The following is a 23,788-nucleotide window of genomic DNA, read 5'->3' on the forward strand; positions in this document are numbered from 1 at the left end:
GTCACTCGCGTTCGACATTGAGTCTCAGAAAATGCGTGGCGCACGAGATGCAGGGGTCGAAGTTCCGAATGACCTGCTCGCACTGCCGCGTCAGGGCCTCGACGGGAGTCGTGACGCGCGGCGTGACGAACTCGCGCAGGTCCGCTTCCATCATCTTCAGATTCTGCGATGTCGGCGGAACGATCTTCGCGTCCAGCACCTGCCCTCGCGGATTGACGCGGTAGCGATGGAAGAGGATTCCGCGCGGGGCCTCGGTGCACGCGTAGCCGACACCAGGCGCGGGCCTGACATCGGCAACGGCCTGGGCGGGCTTCTCGTACGACGTGATGATGCGCAGCGCCTCGTCGCACGCGTACACAATTTCGACGGCCCTGACGATGATGCTCTTGAACGGATTGTGACAGGCGGGCCCGAGGCCAGCCCCGGCGGCAACCTGGTTGGCGATGGGCGAGAGCCGATCGTGATTCAGGTTGTAGCGCGCCAGCGGCCCCACCAGGTACGGGCCTCGTCCAGTGCGTATGGAATGGAGCGCGGTCGAGTGGGCGACGTGCTGCTCTTCAAAATGCTGGTCATACTCCCGGACCGCGACGTCAAGCCCGCTGCTGGACGCGAGGCGCCCGTCGTTCATCGGGTAGTCGTGTGGGTGTCGAAGGGCCACGTACTCGTAGTCGCGCTCGAAGTCGGGGAACGGCAGGCCGGCCGTGAACATGACGGCCTCGATCGCAGCATCGCGGGCCCACTTGAGCTTCTCGGCGAGGGGCGCAAGTTCGGCTTTGGTCGGCACCTTGTAGAATCCGCCGACGCGCACGCTGACGGGATGGATCTCGCGACCGCCGACCAGCGCGACCAGATCGTTGCCGGTCTTCTTGATCCGGAGCGCGCGCTGCACGACCGGCAGGTGGTCCCGTGCCATCGCGACCGCGTCCTGGTAGCCTAGAAAATCCGGCGCATGCAGAAAGAACACGTGGAGCGCGTGACTCTCGATCCATTCGCCGCAATACAGCAGCCGGCGCAACTGCCGCACCTCCTCCGACACGGTGACGCCGAAGGCGTCCTCGATCGCCTGCGCCGCGCTCATCTGATACGCCACCGGACAGATGCCGCAAATGCGCGCGACGATGTCGATCACCTCGTCGTACGATCGCCCGCGCAGGAAGGCCTCGAAGAACCGCGGCGGCTCGAAGATCGTGACCTTGACGTCGGTCACCTTGCCGTCCTTCACCTTCACCGTCAGGCCGCCCTCGCCTTCGACCCGGGCGAGCATGTCGACCTTGATGGTCTTAACGCTCATTGGCTTCACTCTCCTTGCGGAAGGCCTCGGCGCAGGCATTGAAGCCGCGGAACTGCCGTACGAGCTGTTCGTTGGTCACCTGTTGCGCCCGCCACGCGGCGGCGAGTGATGCCGTGTTGGCCGCCTCCTTCGGACCGAAACACCCGAAGCAGCCGCGATGATACGTCGGGCAGAGCGCGCCGCAGCCGGCCTGCGTCACCGGCCCCAGGCACGTCGGCCCGAACGCGATGAGTCCGCAGACGTTCCCCTTCAGTTTGCACTCGACGCACACGCTGTAGTTTGGAATGTCCGGCTTTCGGCCGTTGAGGTACGCGCTCAGCACTTCCACCAGCTGGGTCTTGCTGACGGGGCACCCGCGGAGTTCAAAATCCACAGCGACGTGATCGCGGATGGGGGTCGACTTATTGAGCGTCTCGATGTAGGCCGGGGTGGCGTAGACAATCGAGACATAGTCGTTCACGTCCTTGAAGTTGCGCAGCGCCTGGATGCCGCCGGCGGTCGCGCACGCGCCAATCGACACGAGCACCTTCGAGGCGCGGCGAATCCTGTGGATGCGTTCCGCGTCGTGCGGCGTGGTAATCGATCCTTCGACCAGCGACAGATCGTACGGCCCCTTGGCCACGGCCCTCGACACTTCAGCGAAATTCGCGATCTCCAGGGCGCCGGCCACCTCGAGCAGTTCGTCCTCGCAATCGAGCAGCGACAACTGGCAGCCGTCGCACGAGGCGAACTTCCAGACGGCCAGTCTGGGTTTGGATCCGCGTGCCATATCAGATCTCCCGCCGGGACAACAGCTCCCGGATCGCGTCGTAGCGAAACACCGGCCCGTCCTTGCAGATGAAGGCGGCGCCGCACTGGCAGTGTCCGCACAACCCGATGCCGCACTTCATGTTGCGTTCCATCGACAGGTAGATGTGATCCGCGTCGATGCCGCGCCGTTCGAGCTCGAGCGCGGTGAATCGCATCATGATCTCTGGACCACAGATCATCGCCACCGTCCGTGTCCGGTCGAACGGCGCCTTCGGAACGAGTTTCGTGACGACGCCGACGTTGCCGTTCCACCCCTCGGTGGCGCGATCGACGGTCACGTAGACCTCGATGTCGAGTCGCGCGCGCCAGGCTTCGAGCTGCTTGCGGAACAGGATGTCGCCCGGCGTTCGGGTGCCGTAGAGGATGACGACCCTGCCGTAGCGATCGCGATTGGCGAGCACGTGATAGATGGTCGGCCGCAGGGGTGCCAGGCCGATCCCGCCCGCGACGACGACCACGTCGTGGCCTTCCGCCTGCGCCACCGGCCAGCCGACGCCAAAGGGCCCGCGAACCCCCAGCATGTCGCCGGCTCTCAGCGCTCGCATGGCCCGGGTCACCGCCCCGACCGCGCGAGTGGTGTGCACGAGCGTCGCCTGGCCGCCGGGATCGCCGCTGATTGAGATCGGCACCTCGCCGATGCCGTGGACGTAGAGCATGTTGAACTGCCCGGCCGAGAAACCGAACGGCTGGTGTCCCGCCGCCCGCCCCAGTTCGAGCGTGAAGGCGTCATCGGTCTCCCGGTGCACCTGCCGGACCTTGTAGAGATCGGGCAGCATGGGACTCTGTTCCGCTCCGTTCATCACCAGCACCTCGTCAGTCACGCACGCCATAGAGATCGAGCAGTTGCCAGCGGGTGGCGTCGAGGCGCTGCTCGATGATTCCGGCGAACCGCTTCATCAGTTCGTACCCGAGGTCGTGGTCGTTCTCGCACTTGGTCCGCATGCAGCGGGCGTCGAGCGAGATCATTCGCGTTGGCTCGACGGCGCGGGCGTCGAACCGCCATCGATACGGCGGGAGCAGCCACGACCAGCCGAGCACGTCACCCTCTCCGTACGTGTCGATGGCCACGGCGCCCTTCTGAGGGGCGAATGCCTCCACCGCCACCTTTCCGTCGCGGAGAATGAAGAAGTGATTGGCCTCCTGGCCCTGGCGGAACACGAACGCGCCCGCCTCGAACCGCACGTTGGAGGCGCAGCCGACCAGCAGCGCCAGGTGCTCCTGCCGCAGGCCCTTCAGGAACGGATGCTCCGCGAGGATAGGTTCGAGTGTGTGCATCGACATCTCCTTACACAGGTGCAGCGGGCGGCTCGGCCGGATTCCCACCAGCGATCTCCCGCAGTTCTTCCGTCACATCGATTCCCACGGGACACCACGTCAGGCAGCGGCCGCAGCCCACGCAGCCAAAGGTGCCGAACTGATCGACCCACGTGCTGAACTTATGCGTCAGCCACTGGCGATATCGTGCGTACGGCGACGGCCGGACGCTGCCCCCGTGAATCAACGAGAAGTCGAGCGTGAAACAGGAATCCCACATCCGCACGCGTGACGCGTGCGCACCGGAGAGATCGGTCCCGTCGCCGACGGTCGCGCAGAAACAGGTGGGACAGACCATCGTGCAGTTGGCGCAGGTCAGGCATCGCCGCGCCACGGCTTCCCAATGCGGGTGCTCGGCGCTACGTGCCAGGCTTTCCGCCAACCCCTGAGTGGTGACGGACCGGCCCATGCGGGTGACGGCCCTGGCCACGATGGCATCAGCGGTTCCGATCTCCTCGACCGTCGCGGGCCGCCGCGCCATGCCGCCGAGTACGGCGGCGCCGCGATCGCTCCCGGACTCGGCGACAAAACAGTGACGGCCCTGGCCGACGATTTCGGTGAGCGCAATGTCGAATCCGCTGGTGACCTGAGGACCGGCTCCCATCGAGGCACAGAAGCACGTGCCGCCGGGTTCGCCGCAATTGACCGCCACCACGAACGCTCGCTCTCGGTGGCGCCGGTACACCGGATCGGCATGCGGCCCCTGCAGCAGCACACGGTCCATCACCCGCATCGCCGCGATGTCGCATGCCCGCACGCCGAGAAACGCCATCGGCGGGGACGCGTCGGTCTCGGCGACCAGCGTGAAACCCGACCCCTTCCGCTCCGCCCGCCACAACCGCGAGACCGGGGGGAAGCAATAGCGTTTCCAGCTCTCCGGACTCGAGGCGTACCCGAACCACGCGTCCGACTCGCCGGCCACGAGCTTGTAGGATCCAGGCAGCTGCCGGTCGGTCTTCCCGGCGGGCAACTGGTCTGTTGACGCCAGGTCGTCATACGCGATGGCGCCATTGCCGACGACGGGACCGAGAACCCGATAGCCCGCTGCCCGCAGCGTATCGATGATCTGCTGGACGGCGGCCGGCTCGAGCGTCACCCGCTCCCGGCACGCGATGGTGGCGTCAGTCATGGCTCACGTGACGCGAGGCGTTCATTCGGTGATTCTCGCACAGCGGCGCCAGCCCGGGTAGAATTACTGGAGGCGATTCTGGCAACCTGCGCGTGCAACCCGCTTCAAAGACGCCAGACGGGGGTCTGAAGGCCGATTGGACGCTGCTTCGGCGAGAGAACACCGTGACATTCCGTTCATTGGGCGCATGGGCCACGGCGGGCGTGGCGCTGTGGACCTCGCTCGGCGTACTCGACGTGATCGACGGACCATCAGGTGCCGTCAGGATCGCCATGCTGCCGGGGCTCGCACAACTGGCTGGAGCCGTCTCGCTGGCGGTGCTGCTCGGCGTACTGTTCGAGCTCCGGGCCGAATCCGGCAGGCACGCGACCGATCCCGTCGTTCCGCTCTACGGGCTGGCTGTGCTGCTGCTCCCCTACTTGCCGTGGCTGGCCGATGGGTTGCCTGTCCTGCGCGTGTTCGCGGGCCCGGGCCGCTATCTCGTGTGGGCCATCGTGCTTGCCCAGGTGATATGGGCCGTTCTCGGCTCGGGCAGCGGGCGCCAGGTCGTTGCCACGCTCCACGCGCTGCCCACCTTTCGCGCCTTCGTCATCGTCTTTTCGGTGACCGCGCTCGCGCTGGTCGGGGCCTCCCGCGGGATGGCGCCATCCGGATTGCGCCCTGGCGGCGATGAACCCCACTACCTGGTCGCCACACAGAGTCTGGTCGCCGATGGTGATCTCAACGTCGCGAACAACTATCGGCTGCGATCATACTCGGCGTACTACGCCAACGACCTGGATGCTCGCGCCGCGCCGGGGGGATCCGCGCTCGTACCGATTGGGCTGCCGTTGATCCTCGCGCCTGCCTTCTCGGTGGCCGGCTACACGGGTGTCGCGTTCTTGCTGGGCTTGCTGGCGGCTCTCTCGGCCGCGGTGGTCTGGGTGTGGGCCCGGCGAGTGACTGGTTCGGTCTCCGCCGCGACGTTCGCGTGGGCGACGACGTCGCTGTCGGTGCCGGTGGTGGTGGGCAGCGTCACCGTGTCACCCGACGTTCCAGCGGCGCTGCTCCTCGTCCTGGTTGGGACCTTCTCGCTGTGGAACGCGGCGATGACCAGCCAGGAAGATCCAGCGCCGGGGCCACCGCTGGGCTTGTGGCGCTCGCTTCTGCTCGGTCTCGCTGCCGGGGCGCTGCCGTGGCTCAATGCCGCATATCTTCCGGCCGCAGGCGTCATTGCGGGCGTCGGGGTGTGGCGCTGCTGGCGGGCGCTGCGTGCGGCTGGTCGAGGGCGGCTGGTGGCGTGCATCGGCCTGATCGCGGCGCCCTGCGCTGCCAGCGTGGCTGGCTGGCTGGCGTTCAATGTCGCCACGACTGGTTCCGTGTGGTCGTCGCCCGCGTACGTTGGACGTGCGGCCCAGTTTCCCGGGTTTGCTCTGGTTGGACGGTATGCGTTTGCGCTGCTGGTCGACCAGGAATATGGCGCGATGAGCTATGCGCCGGCTTTCGCCATTGCGATCATCGGACTCTGGGCCCTGTGGCAGCAACGGGGGCAGGCTCGCATGTTCGCGATCGAGGTGAGCCTGCTGCTCGGCGCGCTGGTCGGATCGGCGGCAGTGCTGAGCGCGTGGCAAGGAGGGCCGTCACGTCCCGGCGAGCTGGTGCTGCCCGCGTTGCTGGTGGCCGCAGTGCCGCTGGCCTGGGAGTATCGCCGTGCCGGAGCGCACCCGGAACGCCGGGCTATGTACCGGCTGCTGCTCTTGATGGGTCTCGGAGCGAGCGTCGCCACGTTGACCGTGCGGGGCGGAGGGCTCATGGCGCTTGGGCACGATGGCATCTCTCGCCTGATCGAGTGGTTGTCGCCCAACTGGCACCTCGCGACATACGCACCGGATCTGATCGGGCAGTCGGCCTGGCTCGGCCTGGCGCAGGCCGCGATCTGGCTGGCGTCCGTGCTGATTGGCACGGGGCTGGTCGGATGGCTCTGGACGCGAGGCGGGCGGCCGGCCGATTCGCGCATCGGACGCGGACCCGCCTTCCTCCGCGCTGACGCGGGCTTCCTGCTCGCGGTCCTGCTGGCCACCGGCATCATGCCCATCATGATCAGCTCCTGGCTCAAGCCCGCTCCGGACGCGCGGGACCGAAGCCATATCGAGATGCTCGACAGTTTCGATCCGCATGCACGGCCGTTGGCCCTGCGGATGGACCCGCTCTCTGTCATCGACGCGCGAACGGTCCCGAGCCTGTTCGAGTTGTCCGCCAGGCCCGCGGCCCTGGCTGCTGGCGATCAGGAAGACGCGCAGTTCAACGTCCGGTTTGCGTTGCCCGCGGGACGGTATCGCATCGAGGTGATCGGACGTCGGTCGCTATCGGACGAGAGCCCGCTCTCGGGGCGGCTGGCGCTTCGAGCCGGGACCTGGGGCGGCGCGATGACGGAGTGGGCCATCGAGGGCACCAACTCGCGCCAGTGGAGTGATGTCTTCGATCTCCCGGCTGACATGGGCATGGTGAGCTTTGCCACCTCGGGCAAACTCGGGAAGCAGGTCACCGCGCTCCGGATCGTTCCGTACCGCGTCGTGCCGTTTCTGGATCGGATCGCGGCCGACCACGTGCGCGCGGCTGCGGCGTTCGACCGCCTGCTGTTTCTGTTCCACGACGATAACGTGTATCCCGACGCGACCGGCTTCTGGGTGCGCGGAGCCGGCCGGGCCAGAGTGTCGGTCGTCTCACGAACCGGCCTGCTGATCGCAGACCTGCGACTCGTGCTGCACACCGTCGTACCGAACACGATTCACATCGAGATGCCGGATCGCGTCTGGTCTGAACAACTGGCGGCAGACGAGGAACGGGAGATTCTGATCAAGCCCACGTCACTCGATGGGACCGTGCGGCTGGTCATCAGCGCCGAACGCGGCTACTATCCGGTTGATTCAACGCCGGGCAGCACCGACCGGCGGCACCTCGGCTGCTACGTCCGGATTGTCGAGTAAGAACCCTGGCGGCACTCAGGGTCCTGAGCCGCATTCTCACCCCGCAAACGCGACGGAAGGAGATCACCATGGCGATGAGAGACGGGTTGCTCCCGGAGTTCGATCACGAAATGGCCGTCACCCGCAAGCTCCTCGAACGGGTCGCCGAAGACCGGTTCGCCTTCCAGCCCCACGAGAAGTCGATGACGCTGGGCCGTCTGGCGGCACACCTGGCCGATATCCCGACCTGGGGCCAAACCATCCTCCAGGAGGCGGAGTTCAACATGGTGTCCGGCGCCCCGCACGTCACGCGGCCTCTGTCGACCCGGGCCGACGTACTGGACGTGTTCGACGGCAACATCAAGAAGATCCGCGGACTGCTGGCGGGGATGAGCGACGCGGACCTGATGAGTCCGTGGACCTTCAAGCAGGACGGCCGGGAGATGTTCTCGATGCCGCGCGTGGCGGCGTGGCGCTCGTGGGTGATGAGTCACCTGATTCATCACCGGGGCCAGTTGAGCGTCTACCTTCGGCACACAGGCTCCAAGGTGCCGAGCATCTATGGCCCGAGTGCGGACGAATCCTGATCGTGATGATCTGCACGCCCTCCCACGCGCTGACGGGACGCGCGCGGCGTCAACGGCTCGTGTGACGCGCTGGCTGTCGGCGCCGCTTCGCGATGGTCTGGTCGCGCTGGCATTCTGCCTCGTGGCCACGCTCAACACCGGTGGCTACCGGTTCGGCGTAGGCGATCAGGCGTTCCACCTGCCGGCCATCGAACGTCATCTCGTTCCCGAGTCGTTCCCGCGCGATCGCGTGGTCCTCAACGCCCAGGACGGGCTGACCATCATCAACCGCATCGCGGCCCTCGCGGTGTCGACCACCGGAATGACCGTGGCGACGCTATTGGCGGGAGCCTACGTGCTCACGCTCGTACTGCTTCTGGCCGCCAGCCTCAGCGTCGCCCGTCAGCTGGGGTTGTCTCCCTGGGCCCGGGTCGCCCTCATCGCGGCGATGACGTTGCGCCATCGCGTAGGCCTGACCGGCGTGAACACGCTCGAAAGTTACATGCAGCCGAGGATGCTGGCGTTCGCCATCGGCATCACGGCGGTCAGCGCGTATCTCCGGTCCCGGCGGTGGGTGGCGATCGGCCTCGTGGCGCTCACCGCGGTCGTGCATCCGACGACCGCTGTCTGGTTTGCGATCTGGATCGGCGTGGCGATGTACGTCAGCGACGCGCGATGGCGGAGATGGCTGGCCGTGGCGGCTGCCGTGGCCGCCGGCGGGACGGTCTGGGCGGTGGCATGGGGTCCGCTCGCCGAGCGGCTGGTACGGATGGACGCCGAGTGGCTCGCGGTGCTCGCCGCCAAGGGTTATCTGTTCGCCAACGCCTGGCCCGTCAGCATGTGGCTCGTCGCCGCGCTGTACGTGGGGGTCGTCGTCACCGTCTTTCTGGTTCGCCGCTCGTCCGGGCGGCTTCACCCGCGTGAAACCGGTCTGGTCGCCGGCGCGCTGGTGCTGGTCGGAATCTTCTTCGCCACGCTCCCGCTGGTCGCGCGCGACATCGCGCTGGCTGTGCAACTGCAGGTCTCGAGGCTGTTCTGGATGCTGGACGCGCTGGGCACGATCTACATGGCGTGGGCCGTCGCTGACGGATCACGAACTCGATCCGGGCCGGCAGCCGACGCCGCGAAGTCCACGAGCCGTCGCGCGATGGTTGTCGCCGCCGTCGTCGTGTGCGCGGCGGTTGGACGCGGGGCGTACGTGATGTGGATTGAACATCCCGGACGCCCGGTCGTCGAACTGTCTCTGCCGCACACCGACTGGCGGGACGCGATGGACTGGTTGAAGACGACGCCGGTCGCGACACACGTGCTGGCGGACCCGGGGCACGCGTGGCGCTACGGGAGCAGTGTACGCGTGGCGGCCTCACGCGATGTCTATCTGGAAGAGGTCAAGGACGCGGCTCTCGCGATCTACTCACGGGGGGTGGCGATGCGCGTCGCCGAACGGACCGGGGCCCTCGGTTCCTTTGATGCACTCACGCCCCAATCGGCGAGGGATCTGGCTCGACGCTTCGAGATTGACTACCTGGTCAGCGAGCACACGCTCGACCTGCCGATCGCCTACCGCAACGCGCGGTTCCTCATTTATCGGTTGCGTTGATCGACGCCTCCTCCAGGCCTTGAAGGGCGCGATGAATCGCGCCCCTACTTCCCCGGCTTCGACAGCGTCGGATACGCCACGCCCAACTGCTCGAGGTACGTCTTGTACTTTGACGGGTCGAAGTAGAACGCCTTCATTTTTTCGCGGTACTGCTCCATGATTCTCGAGTTGAGGAACGTCGCCGGCTTGTCCTGCGGCCGCAGAAGTGGAATGTACTTCTGGTCCTTGGTCTGAACCGTGTTGTAGTACTCCCATGCCTGCTGGATGATCGCCGGTTTCAGTAGGAGGTCAATCATCGTCAGCGCGTGGACCTTCGCCCCGGCGGTCGATCCCTTGTGCGCGATCGGCGTGGCCATGGCGATGCCGCTCGACCAGTGGTGGCCCGTGGTGCCGGGAATATTGGCGGGGTAGCGAAGCGTAATGGTGGGCACGGTCCACGAGACGTCACCGATGTCGTCAGACCCGCCGCCCCGTTTGTCCTCTTCCCTGATCGGCTCGCCGAATCTGCCGACCGCCGTCTCGAGTCCGCGCTCGGGCTGCTTCAGTTCGCGCTGCACCGCCTTGGCGAACTGCTGATCGGCCTCATCCCACGCCGGCATGCCGACCTGCTTGATATTGGCGTAGGTCGTCTCGGCCACGACCTTGTTGAAGTGTTGGGGCCACGCGGCGCCCAGCACGCGCGAGGTGACGGTCGTATCCGTCATCATCGCGGCCGCGTCGGCCATCCTGTTGCCGATGTCCCACATTTCCTTGATGTGCGGATAGTCGGTCTCGCGGAAGTAGTACCAGACTGACGCGGTTCCCGGGACGACGTTGGGCTGATCGCCGCCGTCGGTGATCACATAGTGCGACCGCTGCTGAATGCGCAGGTGCTCGCGGCGGAAGTTCCAGCCCACGTCCATCAATTCGACCGCATCGAGGGCGCTGCGGCCCCGCCACGGCATGCCGGCGCTATGAGCCGTCTGTCCCTTGAACTGATACTCGACCGACACGAGGCCGTTGCCGGCGTCCGACCCCCACGACACGCCCATGTTGTTCGACACGTGCGAGAAGAGGACGACGTCGACGTTCTTGAAGAGTCCGTCGCGCACATAGAACGCCTTGGCGGCTACGAGTTCCTCGGCCACGCCGGGCCAGATGATGAGGGTGCCCGACAGTTTCTCGCGCTCCATGATCTGCTTCACGGCCAGCGCCGCCGTGATATTCAAGGGCACGCCCGAATTGTGACCCTCACCGTGTCCAGGTGCGCCCTCCACCAGGGCTTCGTGCCACGGAACGCCCGGCTTCTGATTGGTCTGCGGCAGGCTGTCGATATCCGACCCGAGCGCGATCACGGGCTTGCCCGATCCCCAGGTCGCGGTCCACGCGGTGGGAATGCCCGCCACGCCTTCCTGAATCACGAACCCGGCCTGCCGCAGGACGCCCTTCAGATACCGGGACGTCTCGATCTCCTGGAACCCCAGCTCGCCGTAGCTGTACAGCTGATCGATCATCTGTTGTGTCAGCACCGCCGAACGGTCGACTGCGGCGATGGCCTGCTGCTTGAGTGCCTGCACGCGCACCTCGACGGGATCGACGGCGGGCTTCTTGGCGGCCTGCTGCGGGGCGGCGCCGACCAAGCCCGGGCCGAGGCTAAGACACAGCACGGTGAAGGCAATCCGGTTGGCTCTGAACATTCTGCGCTCCTCGGGTCTGGCCGCGTCTGTTGATCGCTGCGGCGGGATGGTTCGGGGTTCCCAATCGCGGCAGTAGTCTACTCCAGCCCGGAAGTATCCGTAACCGTGCCTGCGATAGACTAAGGTCTGATGCAGGACTTTGACCCACCGCGCTGGCTGCGCGGCGGCCACCGGATGACCCTCTACGCGTGGGCCCGAGACCGTCACTTTCCAGACTTGCCGCCCGCAGTGCCCCGTCTCTTCGACGTGGAGCCCCGAACTCGCGTCCTCGCGCACTGCCACTGGCAGGACGATCCGCGGACCCACCCGACGCTGGTTGCGCTGCACGGACTCGAGGGATCGAGCGATTCACACTACATGCTCGGCATCGCTGACAAGGCGCTTCGACGCGGCTTCAATGTCATCCGTCTCAATCAGCGCAACTGCGGCGGGACCGAGCATCTGTGCGAGGGTCTGTACCATTCCGGCCTCACCGCGGATGTGGCGGCGGTGTTGACGGAGCTGGCCGACGCCGACGGCCTTCCGTCGATGGCGGTCGCCGGCTATTCGCTCGGCGGCAATCTTGCGCTGCGCCTCGCCGGCCTGCTTGGCGACAACGCGCCGGCCTGGCTCCGGGCGATCTGCGCCGTCTCCCCCACCCTCGAACTCGGCGCCTGCATGGACGCGATGGAGCGGATCAGGAACCGCCTCTACGAGTGGGACTTCATGCGCAGTCTCCGCCGGAGAATTCGCCGAAAGGCCCTCATGCACCCGGGATCCTACGACGTCACCGGACTCTGGCGAATCCGGAGCATCAGGGCCTTTGACGATCGGTTTACCGCACCGCACTACGGGTTCAAGGACGCGGCTGACTACTACTACCGCGCGGCGTCCATGCGCGTGGTGGACCAGATCCGCGTTCCCGCGCTCATCGTGGCCGCCGAGGATGATCCGTTCATTCCGGTCGAACCGTTTCGCGATCCGAAGGTCACCGGCAATCCTCACATCGCACTGCGGATCACCCGCCACGGCGGACATTGCGGTTACATCGAAAACGCGAACGACGGGTACGACGGCTACTGGGCCGAACAGCAGGTTGTTGAGTTCGCCGCGGCGCACACGGGGATGTAACGGGTCCGCGGACAGGGAGAACAGCGGCCACAAGCTCCCGACGGTGCTGATGGACCCCCAGGGCATACTTGTGAAAACATACACGGGTAATGACTGGTCCCCTGACACGGTCGTCAGGGATGTAGAGGCACTCATCAAGCAGCCCCGCCCCGGCACCCGGCGGCGCACGATTCGCGTCCGGGAGTCCCCCAACGCCCCAGACCCGTGCGCAGGAGTTCCCCATGAGTGAGACGGTCCTGCTCGGCGACGAAGCTGTCGCGCTCGGCGCGGTTCATGCCGGCCTGACGGCCGCGTACGCGTATCCTGGCACGCCGTCGACCGAGATCACGGAATACCTGATCCGGTATCGGCGGAAGCACGGGACGCCGATTGCCCAGTGGTGCGCCAACGAGAAGACGGCGTACGAGGAAGCCCTTGGCGTGTCGTTTGCCGGACGGCGCGCGCTGGTCTCGATGAAGCACGTCGGGTTGAACGTGGCGGCCGACCCGTTCATGAATTCGGCGCTCATCACCATCAACGGCGGCCTGGTCCTGGCCGTCGCCGACGATCCGGGCATGCACAGTTCGCAGAACGAGCAGGACAGCCGTCTGTTCGCCGACTTCGCCCGCGTGATCTGCCTGGAACCCTCGTCTCATCAACAGGCGTACGACATGACGCGCGAGGCGTTCGATCTGTCGGAGCGTTTTCAGATTCCCATCATGATCCGGCTCGTGACACGGCTCGCCCACAGCCGAGGCAACGTCACGACTGCCGAACCGCGGCCTGAGAATCCCGTGGCGAAGTCCGCCACGCCGGCCTCGTGGATCCTGCTGCCGGCAAACGCGCGGCGGCAGTGGCGGGCGCTGCTCGAGCGGCAGCCGGAGATGCGACGCTACACCGCATCGTGTCCTCACAACACCGTGACGGGTGCCGATTCCCCTGCGCCGTTCGGGGTCATCACGACAGGGCTGGCCCGCAACTACTACATCGAGAATATCGAGGACCTTGGCGTGGCGCCTCCGCATCTGCACGTGGGCGCCTACCCGTTCCCCGCCGACATGATCCGCAAGTTTGTCGGCGGTCTCCGGCGAGTTCTCGTGCTCGAAGAGGGGTATCCGTATCTGGAGCGGGCGCTGCGCGGCGTCCTCCCGCCGAATGTCGACATCGAGGGCCGCGAATCCGGGCATGTGCCGCCGGACGGCGAACTGAATCCGGATATCGTGCGCGCGTCGCTCGGCCTCAAGTCCCGGCCGGGGCTTACGATCGAAGGGCTGACGCTGCCGCCCCGGCCTCCGCAGTTGTGCGCGGGCTGTCCGCACGGCGACAGTTTTCACGCCGTGACGGCCGCGCTGGCCGGGTTCCCCGATGCGGTCGTGACCTCGGACATCGGGTGCTACACCCTCGGGGCGCTGCCGCCCTATAACGCCATTCAGTCGTGTGTCTGCATGGGCGCATCGGTCGGGATGGCCAAGGGCGCCGCCGAAGCGGGGCTGCATCCCGTGGTCGCGGTCATTGGCGACAGCACGTTCCTCCACTCTGGCGTGACGCCGCTGCTCGACGCGATTACCGAAGATACGCCGATGACGCTGCTCATCCTCGACAACAAGACCGTCGGGATGACGGGTGGCCAGCCGACGATCCGGCCGTCGTCCCAGCTGGAGGATCTGGTCCGAGGACTGGGCGTTCCGGCCGATCATCTGCACGTGCTCGATGCGCATCCGCGCCACGACGCCCACAACACGGCGGTGCTGCGACGCGAGGTCGAGCACCGCGGGCTGTCCGTGATCATCGCCGTGCGCGAATGCCTCGAAACGATCAAGCGCGGGAAGCAGGAGCAGGTGGCCGCACGTGCGTAGCCGCTCGAGCGGGTTGAGGCTCTGAGGGCGCCATCATGAAGTTCGACATCATCCTTGCGGGCGTCGGCGGACAGGGTGTGCTGTCGGTTTCGGCGATTATTGCGTCGAGCGCCATGCACGAGGGATTGTCGGTGAAGCAGTCCGAGGTGCATGGCATGTCGCAGCGCGGCGGCGAAGTCCAGGCCAACCTGCGGCTCTCCGACAAGCCGATCGCGAGCGACCTGATTCCGCGGGGCACCGCATCGCTCGTACTCAGCATGGAGCCGCTCGAGAGCCTCCGGTACCTGCCCTATCTGTCACCGACGGGCACGGTGCTGACCTCGACCGATGCGGTCGCCAACTTCGCGAACTACCCCGACCTGGAGGGTCTGCTGGCCCGGATCAGAACATTGCCGCGCGCAATCCTGATCGACGCCGAACGGCTCGCGCGGCAGGCCGGGTCGGCGCGCGCCACCAACATGGTGATGATCGGCGCCGCCTCCAGCCTGCTGCCGGTCACACTGGAGACGATTGAACACTTCGTCGGCACGCTGTTCGCGGCGAAGGGAGCCAGGGTCGTCGAAACCAACCTCAAGGCGCTGGCGGCGGGGCGTGAAGCCGCCGTCGGCCGGTAGTCTGGTGTCCCGCCAATGAACATCGCGCTCATCGAGACCGCGTTCGAGACGGCGCGCCGCAACGGCCGCAGCGCCCTGATCGAAACAGAAGGACTGCAGTGTCTCGCGGCCCTCGGCCTGCCGGCACCCGCGCACGTCTTTGTCGGGTCCGCCGCGGACGTTACGCCGGCGGCGCTTGATCGGCTGCCCGGCGAGCAGGTGGTGATCAAGGTCGTCTCGCCGCACATCCTGCACAAGAGCGACGTCGGCGGCGTGGCCATCGTCGCCAAAACGGTGGCGACGGTCGCCGCCACGATTACGGACATGGACGCCCGGCTGGGCACCGACGGCGTCGTCGGCTACACCATCAGCGAGTTCGTGGCGCACGCCACCGGCCTGGGGAACGAGTTCCTCGTCGGCCTCCGCTGGAACGAAGACGCGGGTCCTGTCGTGACAATCGGAGCCGGAGGCATCTACACGGAGTTTCTGGCAGACCACTTCAAGGTGGGCCGGGATGTCGCCATCCTGTCGCCGGAGCTGTCCACACTTGACACGGTGCGACAGGCGCTGGAGCGCGTGGCCGTCGTTCAGTTGGCGACGCGTCCACTGCGTGGCCAGCCCGCCAGGATCGGGATGGAGGCCATCACAGGCGTCGCGCTGACGTTTCTGGACCTGGCGCGCGCGTTCGGTGACCAGATCGCGGAGTGCGAGGTCAATCCGTTCGTCCGCGCCGCTGACGGGCGTCTGGTGGCGCTCGACGTCCTGGTCACGTTGCGCGACCCGGCACAGAGGGCTGGCACCGGGGCGCCGCCCCGCCCGCTCGCGAAGCTGAAGCACCTGCTCGAACCACGGACGGCCGCCATTATGGGCGTGTCCGAACGGCTGAATCCCGGCCACATCATCGTCAACAACCTCCTCCGCGAGGGATTCGACCGGGACCATATCTTCATCATCAAACCCGGAAGCGAACGGCTCGAAGGATGCCGGTGCGTCGCCGACATCGCGTCACTGCCAGAGCGGGTGGACATGTTCGTCATGTGCATCGACGCGGCGCGGGCGTCGCTGGCGCTGGTCGAGATTATCGAGCGGCAGGCGGCCGAGAGCGTCGTGCTGATTCCCGGCGGGCTCGAAGAGAAAGCGGGCAGTGAAGCGATCGTACGCCGGATGCGCGACGCGCTGATCAACGCGCGACAGAGCCTCTGGGGCGGGCCGATCATCAACGGCGGCAACTGTCTCGGCATCCGGTCGATGCCGGGCCGGTACGACACGACGTTCATTCCCGAATACAAGCTGCCCGTGCCGACGGGCGCGCCGTCGCGCCTCGCCGTGATTTCCCAGAGCGGCGCATTCGCGGTCGCCCGCGCCAGCAAGCTGGCGACGCTCAACCCGAAGTACTCCATCACGCTCGGCAATCAGATGGATCTGACGGTGGGCGACTACCTGGCGTATCTCAAAGATGATGACGGCATCGATGTCTTTGCCGTGTATGTCGAGGGGTTCCGGCCGCTCGACATGCTGCCGTTCCTGAAAGCCGCCCGGGCCATCGTGGACTCGGGTCGGACCGTGGTGCTGTATCGGGCGGGCCGGACACCAGCCGGCGCGAAGGCCTCGGCCAGCCACACTGCGTCGATCGCCGGCGATTACGCGGTGACCGTGGCACTGGCAAGACAGGCCGGCGTGATCGTGGCCGACTCACTCGCAGATTTCGACGACCTCACGCAGATGTTCACGCTGCTGGGCACCGCGCCTCTCACCGGTTGGAACCTTGCCGCCGTCTCCAACGCCGGGTTCGAATGCGTGGCGATCGCCGACAACCTGGGATCGTTTCAACTCCCGCCGTACGCTCCGGCCACTGAGCGCGCCTTCGGCGAGATCCTCGCGAGAAGCCGCATCGATCAGGTCGTCGACATTCACAACCCAATCGACCTCACGCCGATCATGGGTGACGCGGCGTACGCCGAGGTCGTGGAGGCGGCGCTCGACGATGAGACGTTTGATGCGGCCGTCGTCGGCTGCGTGCCGATGACGGGCGCCCTCAATTCGCTGCCCGCGGGCGACGGCCATCGGGAGGACTTTCTCCGGCCGGACAGTATCGTCGGCCGCCTCGCCGGCATGCGCGACAGGAACGGCAAGCCATGGATTGCCGTTGTCGACGCCGGGGCGCTCTACGACGCGATGGCGGCGCACCTGAACGCGGCGGGCATTCCGACGTTTCGCACGGCCGACCGCGCAATGCGGTTGTTCAACGTATACTGCGGAGCGAGGATGACGGGGTAGGAAAGCATGCCCCCTTCCCCCGCGGACTTCAGTGCCCAGGAACGCCGCCTCATCCGCCAATTGCGGACGCCGCGACTGGTGCAGGGGTTTCTCAACTCGCTGCCGTACAACAATGAAGCCAGGCCGCTCGGCGAGACGCTCAGAAGCTTCCGGGGCGTCGTCCGGCACCGCACAGCGCACTGCCTCGAAGCCGCGCTCGCCGCGGCCGTCATTCTCGAGCAGCATGGGTATCCACCGCTCGTGCTGAGTTTCGAGTCGGTCGACAAGCTCGATCACGTGCTGTTCGTCTACCGGCATCGCGGTCGGTGGGGGTCGGTCGCCCGGTCTCGCGATCCGGGGCTGCACGGGCGCAAGCCCGTCTTCCGGACGGCGCGGGCGCTGGCGCAGAGTTACTTCGAGTCGTACATCGATTTCACCGGCTGCGTGACGGCGTTTGCCGTGGCGGACCTGCGGACGACACTCGACGGATACGACTGGCGGCTGTCCGAGAAGAACGTCTGGAAGGCCGAGCAGATGCTCATCGACTACCCGCACACCGCGCTGCCGTATGATCGCAGGCGCGAACGGCGTCTCCGGGCACGCTACAAGGCGTTTCGCGCGCGGTATCCCGACCGGAAGCCCCTCGATTACCCGGGCTGTGAGAAGTGGACGGCGTTGCCGGCGCCCTATACGCGGCGCGGCTACTTCCGGCCTTGGGTGTGATCGGCGAACCATCACTCCCGGAGTGATCGTCGTCGGGATTCCTGGTGCGGACATTCACTCCGGAGTGATCTTCCCTACCGAGGGATGAACTGAAACGTGAGCTGGATCCTGCGCGCCATGCTGTTGTAGAACGTGCCGAACGCGGGCGAATCGACGTTGTTTTGCACGTCGCGCGGGGAAGACGTGTTGAAGATGTGGTACACGCGCAGCCCGAGCCGCACCCGGCGTTTGAGGACCGTGGCGGTTCGCAGCAGGCTGGAGTCGCAGGTGAACAGCGCCGGGAACCTTCCGCCCGCGTTGCGGACGCCGATGTACTCCTGGTCCTGATTGATGTCCGAGTACGGAAAGCCGTCGCGGATCTCCACGAGAGTTGACAGCGTCCACCTCTTCTTCAACGTGAGGACCCCTCTTGCCATGAAGCGATCCGGCACGTCGGCTGGACCCGTCGCGTACTGGTCGGACCGCACAATCGGGTTGCGGAAGTCTCCGTAGAAGAGATCGAAGGCATTCAGGTTCTGCGCGAAGTGTGAGCGAACGTAGCTGAGCGTCAGTTGACGGTTGTCGTTCGCTCCATATCGCACCGTCAACTCTGTCTCGACGTAGCGAGAGCGGCCGCTGCTGTCCAGAAAGAGATCGGCGAGGCTGCCGGATTCGCGTGAGTCGAGCACCGCCTCGTGCGATCCGCGGCGCTGCAGGTGATTCAGTTTGACGAGCACGTCCGAGCCGAACCGGTGATCGTATTCGAGGTTCCACGCGAGTGCCCGCGGCGTCTCGAGGACGCCCGTCCGGTGCGCATAGGTCACGGGCGGACTGGCCGATGTGACGCCATCAGGCGCGTACCGGGTGAGCGTGGCGGCTTCGAGCGACTCGAATGCTCCGACATTGAGTGGCGTGCGCTCGTAGAAGACCCCGGCACCGCCCCTGAAGACGCCGATATCGCGGGGCAGGATCGCCGCGACAAAACCGAAGCGGGGCGAGAGGTTGAAGTGCCCCAGCACACCGTCGCGATCGAGACGGAGCCCCGGCTCGAGCACGAACCGCGGCGAGATGCGCCAGCGATCCTGGACGAACATCGCCACGTCCAGCCCGCTGACACGCTGGGACGTCAGGCCGCCGAAGTCGAACCGCTGGCTCAGGGTGCCGTCACCACGGCGGACCAGCACCGGCCGGCTCAGGCTGGTGCCCGTGTAGGCCGCGTGCATGAGGTCGAAGCCCGCCTTGAGCAGGTGCTCGCCTGCGGCATGCCGGATGAGCTGGAGCGATTCGGTCCACTGGCGGACCACCGTTCGGCGGTCCTGCGTGTTGAAGAAGTCGCCCCGGTTCCCCTCGGTCGTCAACTCCATGTCCTGCAGGCCCTCGCCGAACACGCGAGTGTGGTAGAAGCTGACGCTCGCGTTCGATTCGAGGAAGCTGGCATGCGACAGCGTCAGGCGGTCGATGAAGGCCACGTTGTAGCCGACCAGTCGGGCATTCGGAGCGACGCCGACCGGGTTGAAGGTGTTCAGGTTTGCGGCATCGATCGCGCGTGGAAAGAACGCCAGCGTGGTCGTCAGCGTGTGACCAGACGTCAGATTCGCGTCGAGCCGCGTGAAGAGATAGAGGCTCCGGGCGATCGTGTCATTGGCGTGCTCAGGCAGGCTCGGCACGCGGGTCCGGCTCCACCGAAACTGTACGCCCTGCGCGATGAAGAGCCGGTCCTTCACGAGCGGGCCGCCGACCCATCCTCGCGGCTGGTAGGTGGCGACGCCCATCGTGCCGCCATCGCACAGTTTCAGGCACAGTGCCGGGATAACGCCGTTCGCGATCGCCCGCCAGACATTGTTGCCTGCCCGCGTCTCAATCCGCACGAGGCTCGCGGTCAGGCGGCCGTCCTCGGCGCCGTACGGGCTGGCCACCACATCGATCGACTCGACCGCATCGACGGGCAGCTCGAGGCCGAAGTTCCCGGTCGACGGATCGCTCCCGCTGCCCCGGCCGAGCTGCAGCGCCCCCTGAGTCGGCCGCGCCCCTTTTATACTGATTCGCCCGTCCGGCTGCCGCACCACGCCAGGCAGCACCGGCAACAGCGTCTGATAGGAATCCCCCGCCACTGGCAGCACGTCCACCATCTGGCCGCTCACGGTGTCCCGGGAGACGCTGGTCTGGGATTGGGCCAGCCCGGCCTCGCCGACGACCTTGACCGTCTCCGACACCGCCGCCACGTCGAGATCCAGGTTGACCTCGGCGTCCTGGTTCTCCGCCAGCACGATGGGGCCTGACCTGGCGTCGGTGAAGCCGGCGAGGCGCGCGACAATTTCGTAGCGTCCGGCTGGGAGTCCGCTCACACGATAGCGACCCAGCTCATCGGAGACGACGCCACCCGCGTGGCCGCCCGTGTCTGCCCGAGTCACCGTGATCTCGACGCCCGGGAGCAGGGTCACGCCCCGCTGGGCCGTCGTGGTTCCATGGATCGCGGCAGCACCGGCCGCGTGCGGCACGAGCCACAGCAGCACCGCCGCGACGAATCGAACCTTCACGCCTGCGCCTCCCAGGCATGGAGGCGATCGATGGGCGGCAAGTGGCTCTCCACTACGGTGTCTCCCGTCAGGTGACGCTTCGGTCCGCACTGCCGATCAGATCGGCCCGGTAGTCGTAGACGACGAGCGCGTCGTTGGCGGCGTGCGTCAGGTCCATGCCGTCTTCGAGCAGGGTGAAGTCGTCCTGCTGAAGATCGGTCACCGCCTTCCCGGACTTGCGATCCACGACGCGTACATCCACGGGAACGAGCACTGTCGTGGAGGTGAAGGACGGCGGCTGCTGGCCAGGCCCCTGCGGAGCAACGGCGGTACGGGCTCGAAGCGGGGCGGACCCGCCGCTCCCCGCGACGAGTATCGCCATCGCGAATAGGACAACGGTCCAGCAGCGTCGTTCCACGTCAGCCTCTATATGTACGGGTGAGCAGGTCTCTAGTCGAGATCGAATTCCCGCTTCGGCTTCGAGATCGGCTCTTCGCGTGCGGCGCGCAGGGCTTCTTCGAACCGCTTCGACAACGCATCGCCTCGAGTCTTCTGGGTCTGCACCGACTGTTCGAACGCCGCCTCGCGGCGGGCCTTCTCGTCGGCGACCAGTTGCGCGGCGTGATCGAGGTCAGGGGTGTCAGCACGAGGGGGCTCACGGTGCGAGATGACCCGGTCGAGATTCTTGTCGATCACGATCACGGCCGAACAGCACGGGCACGCGATTTCCAGTTCAGACTTGATTTTTGCCACCGCGGACTCCCCTCACTGGAAACGGTTTCACGACCTGCGTGAGCGGCCTGGTGGCCAGCCGCCTTTGCCGGCGGCTGCGGCGTGCCAGGGCCGCTCCCCGCTAACAGCCCGTGGCGCAGGTCCCGAGGGCGCGTTAACGTCTGGGCCCGCTGCCGAACATCAGATCGACCGGCGCACCAGACGCAGTCATCGCCTTCACCTGGATCGTCTGAACCACCTGCCGTCTGGCGTCGAATCGTTGCCCGAAGCCCGCCACGAACACGTTCAGCGGAATGCCGAACCGCTCGCCCGGCGGCATCGAGGATCGCGTCACCCGGTAATGGTAATTCAACCAGACCTCGACGCCCAGCCACTCCTCCGCCGTCGAATTCTGGACCGTCACGACGTTGTCCGCGACGATGATCGGACGCGGTTGCTCACGTTGTTGACATGCGGCCGTTCCGCCGATCAGCAAGACCGAGGCTGACAAGACGAGCGTGGGTACGATACGGCAGACACTTCGGATCACGGCCTCCATGATAACGCGTCAGCGCTACGCGGGTGACACGGCGATTCGGAGGTGACGTGGCAATTCGCGGTAGCGGCCCCTCGAACCAAGAGAAGAAGGGCGGGGACGCGGAGCGAAGCGCCACGGCACCGCTTGTTGACACCAAGATTTCATAGTGATATCATTTCGCAAGCATGGAGGACATGGAATCATGATCAGGGAAATCGAACGTTCTGCGGCTTCGGGCTGGGTGGCGCTGCCGATTCTGCTGATTGTGCTGATTGGCAGCACGTTCGGCTTCATCACCGCCGTTCAGGAGCCGGTCGACGCCTGGATGATCGTGCTCTGGGTGCTCGTCTGGGTGATTGACTTCACGATGCTGACGGGGCTGTTCGTCGTCAACCCGAACGAAGCCAAAGTGCTGCAGCTGTTCGGCCGCTACGTGGGCACCGTCAAGGCCCCGGGGCTGCGATGGGCGAACCCGTTCTTCACCAAGCGCCGGATTTCGCAGCGGATCCGGAACTTCGAGACCGCCCGGCTGAAAGTCAACGACCGGGACGGGAACCCGATTGACATTGCGGCGGTGGTCGTGTGGAGGGTGGTCGAAACCGCGGAGGCGTGCTTCGAGGTCGACGACTACAATAACTACGTCCACGTGCAGAGCGAGGCCGCGCTGCGCAACCTGACGACCAGCTACCCGTACGACACGCACATTGAGAACCAGATGTCGCTGCGCGGAAACACCTCAGAGGTCGCCGCGCACCTCAAGACCGAAATCCAGGATCGTCTGGCGAAGGCTGGGGTTGAGGTGATCGAGGCGCGATTCAGCCACCTGGCCTACGCGGCGGAGATCGCGGCCGCTATGCTGCAACGCCAGCAGGCCGGGGCGATTATCGCCGCACGGCAGCGGATCGTCGAAGGTGCGGTCGGGATGGTCGAGATGGCGCTTGAGATGCTCAACAAGAAGGGCATCGTGAACCTGGACGAGGAACGGAAGGCGACCATGGTCAGCAACCTGCTGGTCGTGCTGTGCGGCGAGCGAGCGGCGCAGCCGGTGGTCAATACCGGAACGCTCTACCAATAGCGATGGCCGACCGACGCGCGTTTCTGCTTCGTGTTGATCCCGACCTGCTCGAGCTGGTCCAGAGGTGGGCCAACGACGACTTGCGGAGCCTCAACGCACAGATCGAGTTTCTGCTCAGGCGGGCGGTGCAGAACGCGGGCCGGGCCCGGCCGGCTCCAGAAACGAAAACGGGTCGCCGGAGTGACTCCGGCGACCCGCGAACCTAATCTCAATGTGCGACGTTAACCGGTCCCTTATCCCTCTTCTTCGAAGCCCTCTTCCTTGGCCGGCAGCAGGCGTGTGGGAGGCCGGAGCGCTTCGCGGTGATCGAACACCGGGAGCCCCGACACGTGCCAGGGCACCGCGCATCCTGAGGATTTCAACTCCAGCACGACCGTGACCGGACTGCCCTCGACGCCGTCGCGGAACGCCAGACGGCAACCGCACGCGAGAGTGGCATGGGCGAATCCCTTTGTGGTCACGGTACGATCATACTACAGGAGACCGAGCACGTCCTTTTCGAACTGCTCCTTCGCGTGCAGCCCCATGCGTTTCCTGCAGATCAGGCCGTCCCGGCTGATGACGAAGGTGGTCGGCAGCCCCCACATCGGCGCAAAGGCCTCTTCGAGATCGTCGTGCCCCATCCCCACCAGCACGGGGTACGTCATCTTGAACTCCTGCATGAACGGCTTCAGGCCTTCCGGCTGATCCTGGACCTGGACGCCGACCATGGCCAGGCCGCGGTCCTTGTACTTCTCGTACAACTCGACGAACCCGGGGATTTCGAGCTTGCAGGGCCCACACCAGGTGGCCCAGAAGTCGAGCACGATGACTTTGCCCTTGAAGGAGGCGAGCCTGACATCCGCCCCGTTGGCGTCCTTGAGCGTGAAGTTCAGATTGGCGGGTTTGGCTCCGGCGTCGCACACCTCAGTGCTCAGCGCCTTCGACCCGGTCGACGCCGCTCGCCCCGTCGTCGCGCCCCCCCCCGCCGGCGCCGTCGTCCCGCCCCAGATGACGGCCGCCGCGAGCCCTGCCGCCGCCACCGCCGCCAACAGCCAACGCATGTTCATCTCGTGGTCCTTCGTGCTTCGCCGCACCATCCCGGGGAGCCGCCTCTTCCCTCTACATAGAACCCCATCCAC

General features: G+C 66.1%; 21 protein-coding genes. 9 read left to right on the top strand and 12 right to left on the bottom strand.

Translation table 11 applies throughout. The annotated features are described in order from the left end of the window. Position 1 precedes the first annotated feature (1 nt). The 5 genes from NTV05_01305 to NTV05_01325 are packed head-to-tail and all read right to left on the bottom strand — an operon-like array spanning position 2 to position 4,544. Positions 2–1,291, bottom strand: coding sequence for a Ni/Fe hydrogenase subunit alpha (locus NTV05_01305; protein MCX6543031.1), 1,290 nt, complete (start codon positions 1,289–1,291; stop codon positions 2–4). Then, positions 1,281–2,060: an oxidoreductase gene (locus tag NTV05_01310; protein ID MCX6543032.1), complete on the bottom strand. Its 780-nt coding sequence runs from the start codon at positions 2,058–2,060 to the stop codon at positions 1,281–1,283. Before NTV05_01310 ends, NTV05_01305 begins: the two co-directional genes overlap by 11 nt. Before the next feature lies 1 nt (position 2,061). Beyond that, a complete protein-coding gene (locus NTV05_01315; protein ID MCX6543033.1) occupies positions 2,062–2,931 on the bottom strand; it encodes an FAD/NAD(P)-binding protein in 870 nt (289 codons plus the stop codon). Beyond that, positions 2,915–3,376 carry a cyclic nucleotide-binding domain-containing protein gene (locus tag NTV05_01320; protein ID MCX6543034.1) on the bottom strand — a complete coding sequence of 154 codons (462 nt, stop codon included), beginning with the start codon at positions 3,374–3,376 and terminating at the stop codon, positions 2,915–2,917. The genes NTV05_01315 and NTV05_01320 overlap by 17 nt, the downstream gene beginning before the upstream one ends. A gap of 10 nt (positions 3,377–3,386) precedes the next feature. Next, on the bottom strand, positions 3,387–4,544 hold the full coding sequence (locus NTV05_01325) for a 4Fe-4S dicluster domain-containing protein (protein ID MCX6543035.1): 1,158 nt from the start codon (positions 4,542–4,544) through the stop codon (positions 3,387–3,389). Between the two features lie 164 nt (positions 4,545–4,708). Between NTV05_01325 and NTV05_01330 the strand changes: the two genes are divergently transcribed. The 3 genes from NTV05_01330 (at position 4,709) to NTV05_01340 (ending at position 9,655) form a co-directional block, all read left to right on the top strand. After that, positions 4,709–7,510: a hypothetical protein gene (locus NTV05_01330; protein ID MCX6543036.1), complete on the top strand. Its 2,802-nt coding sequence runs from the start codon at positions 4,709–4,711 to the stop codon at positions 7,508–7,510. Between the two features lie 68 nt (positions 7,511–7,578). Continuing rightward, positions 7,579–8,076, top strand: coding sequence for a DinB family protein (locus NTV05_01335; protein ID MCX6543037.1), 498 nt, complete (start codon positions 7,579–7,581; stop codon positions 8,074–8,076). A gap of 61 nt (positions 8,077–8,137) precedes the next feature. After that, on the top strand, positions 8,138–9,655 hold the full coding sequence (locus NTV05_01340) for a hypothetical protein (protein MCX6543038.1): 1,518 nt from the start codon (positions 8,138–8,140) through the stop codon (positions 9,653–9,655). Between the two features lie 44 nt (positions 9,656–9,699). Here NTV05_01340 and NTV05_01345 read toward each other — a convergent pair whose 3' ends face one another. Further along, positions 9,700–11,331, bottom strand: coding sequence for an amidohydrolase (locus NTV05_01345; protein MCX6543039.1), 1,632 nt, complete (start codon positions 11,329–11,331; stop codon positions 9,700–9,702). Between the two features lie 129 nt (positions 11,332–11,460). On the opposite strand from NTV05_01345, the gene NTV05_01350 reads away from it, so the two are divergent. The 5 genes from NTV05_01350 (at position 11,461) to NTV05_01370 (ending at position 17,848) form a co-directional block, all read left to right on the top strand. After that, entirely contained in the window at positions 11,461–12,441 is a 981-nt protein-coding gene (locus NTV05_01350; protein MCX6543040.1) for an alpha/beta fold hydrolase, read from the top strand. Between the two features lie 221 nt (positions 12,442–12,662). Continuing rightward, positions 12,663–14,276 carry a thiamine pyrophosphate-dependent enzyme gene (locus NTV05_01355; GenBank protein ID MCX6543041.1) on the top strand — a complete coding sequence of 538 codons (1,614 nt, stop codon included), beginning with the start codon at positions 12,663–12,665 and terminating at the stop codon, positions 14,274–14,276. Positions 14,277–14,311: 35 nt separating this feature from the next. Then, a complete protein-coding gene (locus NTV05_01360) occupies positions 14,312–14,890 on the top strand; it encodes an indolepyruvate oxidoreductase subunit beta (GenBank protein MCX6543042.1) in 579 nt (192 codons plus the stop codon). Between the two features lie 15 nt (positions 14,891–14,905). Beyond that, on the top strand, positions 14,906–17,146 hold the full coding sequence (locus tag NTV05_01365; GenBank protein MCX6543043.1) for an acetate--CoA ligase family protein: 2,241 nt from the start codon (positions 14,906–14,908) through the stop codon (positions 17,144–17,146). A gap of 6 nt (positions 17,147–17,152) precedes the next feature. Beyond that, positions 17,153–17,848: a hypothetical protein gene (locus NTV05_01370; GenBank protein MCX6543044.1), complete on the top strand. Its 696-nt coding sequence runs from the start codon at positions 17,153–17,155 to the stop codon at positions 17,846–17,848. A gap of 74 nt (positions 17,849–17,922) precedes the next feature. Here the strand turns inward: NTV05_01370 and NTV05_01375 are convergent, their stop codons facing one another. From NTV05_01375 to NTV05_01390, 4 genes are all read right to left on the bottom strand, one after another. Further along, positions 17,923–20,364, bottom strand: a complete 2,442-nt coding sequence (locus NTV05_01375) for a TonB-dependent receptor (GenBank protein MCX6543045.1) — start codon at positions 20,362–20,364, stop codon at positions 17,923–17,925. A gap of 67 nt (positions 20,365–20,431) precedes the next feature. Then, positions 20,432–20,761, bottom strand: a complete 330-nt coding sequence (locus NTV05_01380) for a hypothetical protein (GenBank protein MCX6543046.1) — start codon at positions 20,759–20,761, stop codon at positions 20,432–20,434. Between the two features lie 32 nt (positions 20,762–20,793). After that, positions 20,794–21,096, bottom strand: a complete 303-nt coding sequence (locus NTV05_01385; GenBank protein ID MCX6543047.1) for a hypothetical protein — start codon at positions 21,094–21,096, stop codon at positions 20,794–20,796. A 133-nt stretch (positions 21,097–21,229) separates the two neighbouring features. Next, a complete protein-coding gene (locus NTV05_01390; GenBank protein ID MCX6543048.1) occupies positions 21,230–21,478 on the bottom strand; it encodes a hypothetical protein in 249 nt (82 codons plus the stop codon). Positions 21,479–21,794: 316 nt separating this feature from the next. On the opposite strand from NTV05_01390, the gene NTV05_01395 reads away from it, so the two are divergent. Next, positions 21,795–22,667, top strand: a complete 873-nt coding sequence (locus tag NTV05_01395; GenBank protein MCX6543049.1) for an SPFH domain-containing protein — start codon at positions 21,795–21,797, stop codon at positions 22,665–22,667. A 233-nt stretch (positions 22,668–22,900) separates the two neighbouring features. Here the strand turns inward: NTV05_01395 and NTV05_01400 are convergent, their stop codons facing one another. Further along, entirely contained in the window at positions 22,901–23,128 is a 228-nt protein-coding gene (locus NTV05_01400; GenBank protein MCX6543050.1) for a hypothetical protein, read from the bottom strand. Positions 23,129–23,140: 12 nt separating this feature from the next. Continuing rightward, positions 23,141–23,716, bottom strand: a complete 576-nt coding sequence (locus NTV05_01405; GenBank protein ID MCX6543051.1) for a TlpA disulfide reductase family protein — start codon at positions 23,714–23,716, stop codon at positions 23,141–23,143. Positions 23,717–23,788 lie beyond the last annotated feature (72 nt).

Source organism: Acidobacteriota bacterium (assembly GCA_026393755.1).
GTDB lineage: Bacteria > Acidobacteriota > Vicinamibacteria > Vicinamibacterales > JAKQTR01 > JBAXOX01.

Excerpts from the sequence above, each read along its gene's own strand:
- NTV05_01305 (MCX6543031.1), bottom strand. The coding sequence starts at position 1,291 with ATGAGCGTTAAGACCATCAAGGTCGACATGCTCGCCCGGGTCGAAGGC.
- NTV05_01310 (MCX6543032.1), bottom strand. The coding sequence starts at position 2,060 with ATGGCACGCGGATCCAAACCCAGACTGGCCGTCTGGAAGTTCGCCTCG.
- NTV05_01315 (MCX6543033.1), bottom strand. The coding sequence starts at position 2,931 with ATGGCGTGCGTGACTGACGAGGTGCTGGTGATGAACGGAGCGGAACAG.
- NTV05_01320 (MCX6543034.1), bottom strand. The coding sequence starts at position 3,376 with ATGCACACACTCGAACCTATCCTCGCGGAGCATCCGTTCCTGAAGGGC.
- NTV05_01325 (MCX6543035.1), bottom strand. The coding sequence starts at position 4,544 with ATGACTGACGCCACCATCGCGTGCCGGGAGCGGGTGACGCTCGAGCCG.
- NTV05_01335 (MCX6543037.1), top strand. The coding sequence starts at position 7,579 with ATGGCGATGAGAGACGGGTTGCTCCCGGAGTTCGATCACGAAATGGCC.
- NTV05_01345 (MCX6543039.1), bottom strand. The coding sequence starts at position 11,331 with ATGTTCAGAGCCAACCGGATTGCCTTCACCGTGCTGTGTCTTAGCCTC.
- NTV05_01350 (MCX6543040.1), top strand. The coding sequence starts at position 11,461 with ATGCAGGACTTTGACCCACCGCGCTGGCTGCGCGGCGGCCACCGGATG.
- NTV05_01355 (MCX6543041.1), top strand. The coding sequence starts at position 12,663 with ATGAGTGAGACGGTCCTGCTCGGCGACGAAGCTGTCGCGCTCGGCGCG.
- NTV05_01360 (MCX6543042.1), top strand. The coding sequence starts at position 14,312 with ATGAAGTTCGACATCATCCTTGCGGGCGTCGGCGGACAGGGTGTGCTG.
- NTV05_01365 (MCX6543043.1), top strand. The coding sequence starts at position 14,906 with ATGAACATCGCGCTCATCGAGACCGCGTTCGAGACGGCGCGCCGCAAC.
- NTV05_01370 (MCX6543044.1), top strand. The coding sequence starts at position 17,153 with ATGCCCCCTTCCCCCGCGGACTTCAGTGCCCAGGAACGCCGCCTCATC.
- NTV05_01395 (MCX6543049.1), top strand. The coding sequence starts at position 21,795 with ATGATCAGGGAAATCGAACGTTCTGCGGCTTCGGGCTGGGTGGCGCTG.
- NTV05_01405 (MCX6543051.1), bottom strand. The coding sequence starts at position 23,716 with ATGAACATGCGTTGGCTGTTGGCGGCGGTGGCGGCGGCAGGGCTCGCG.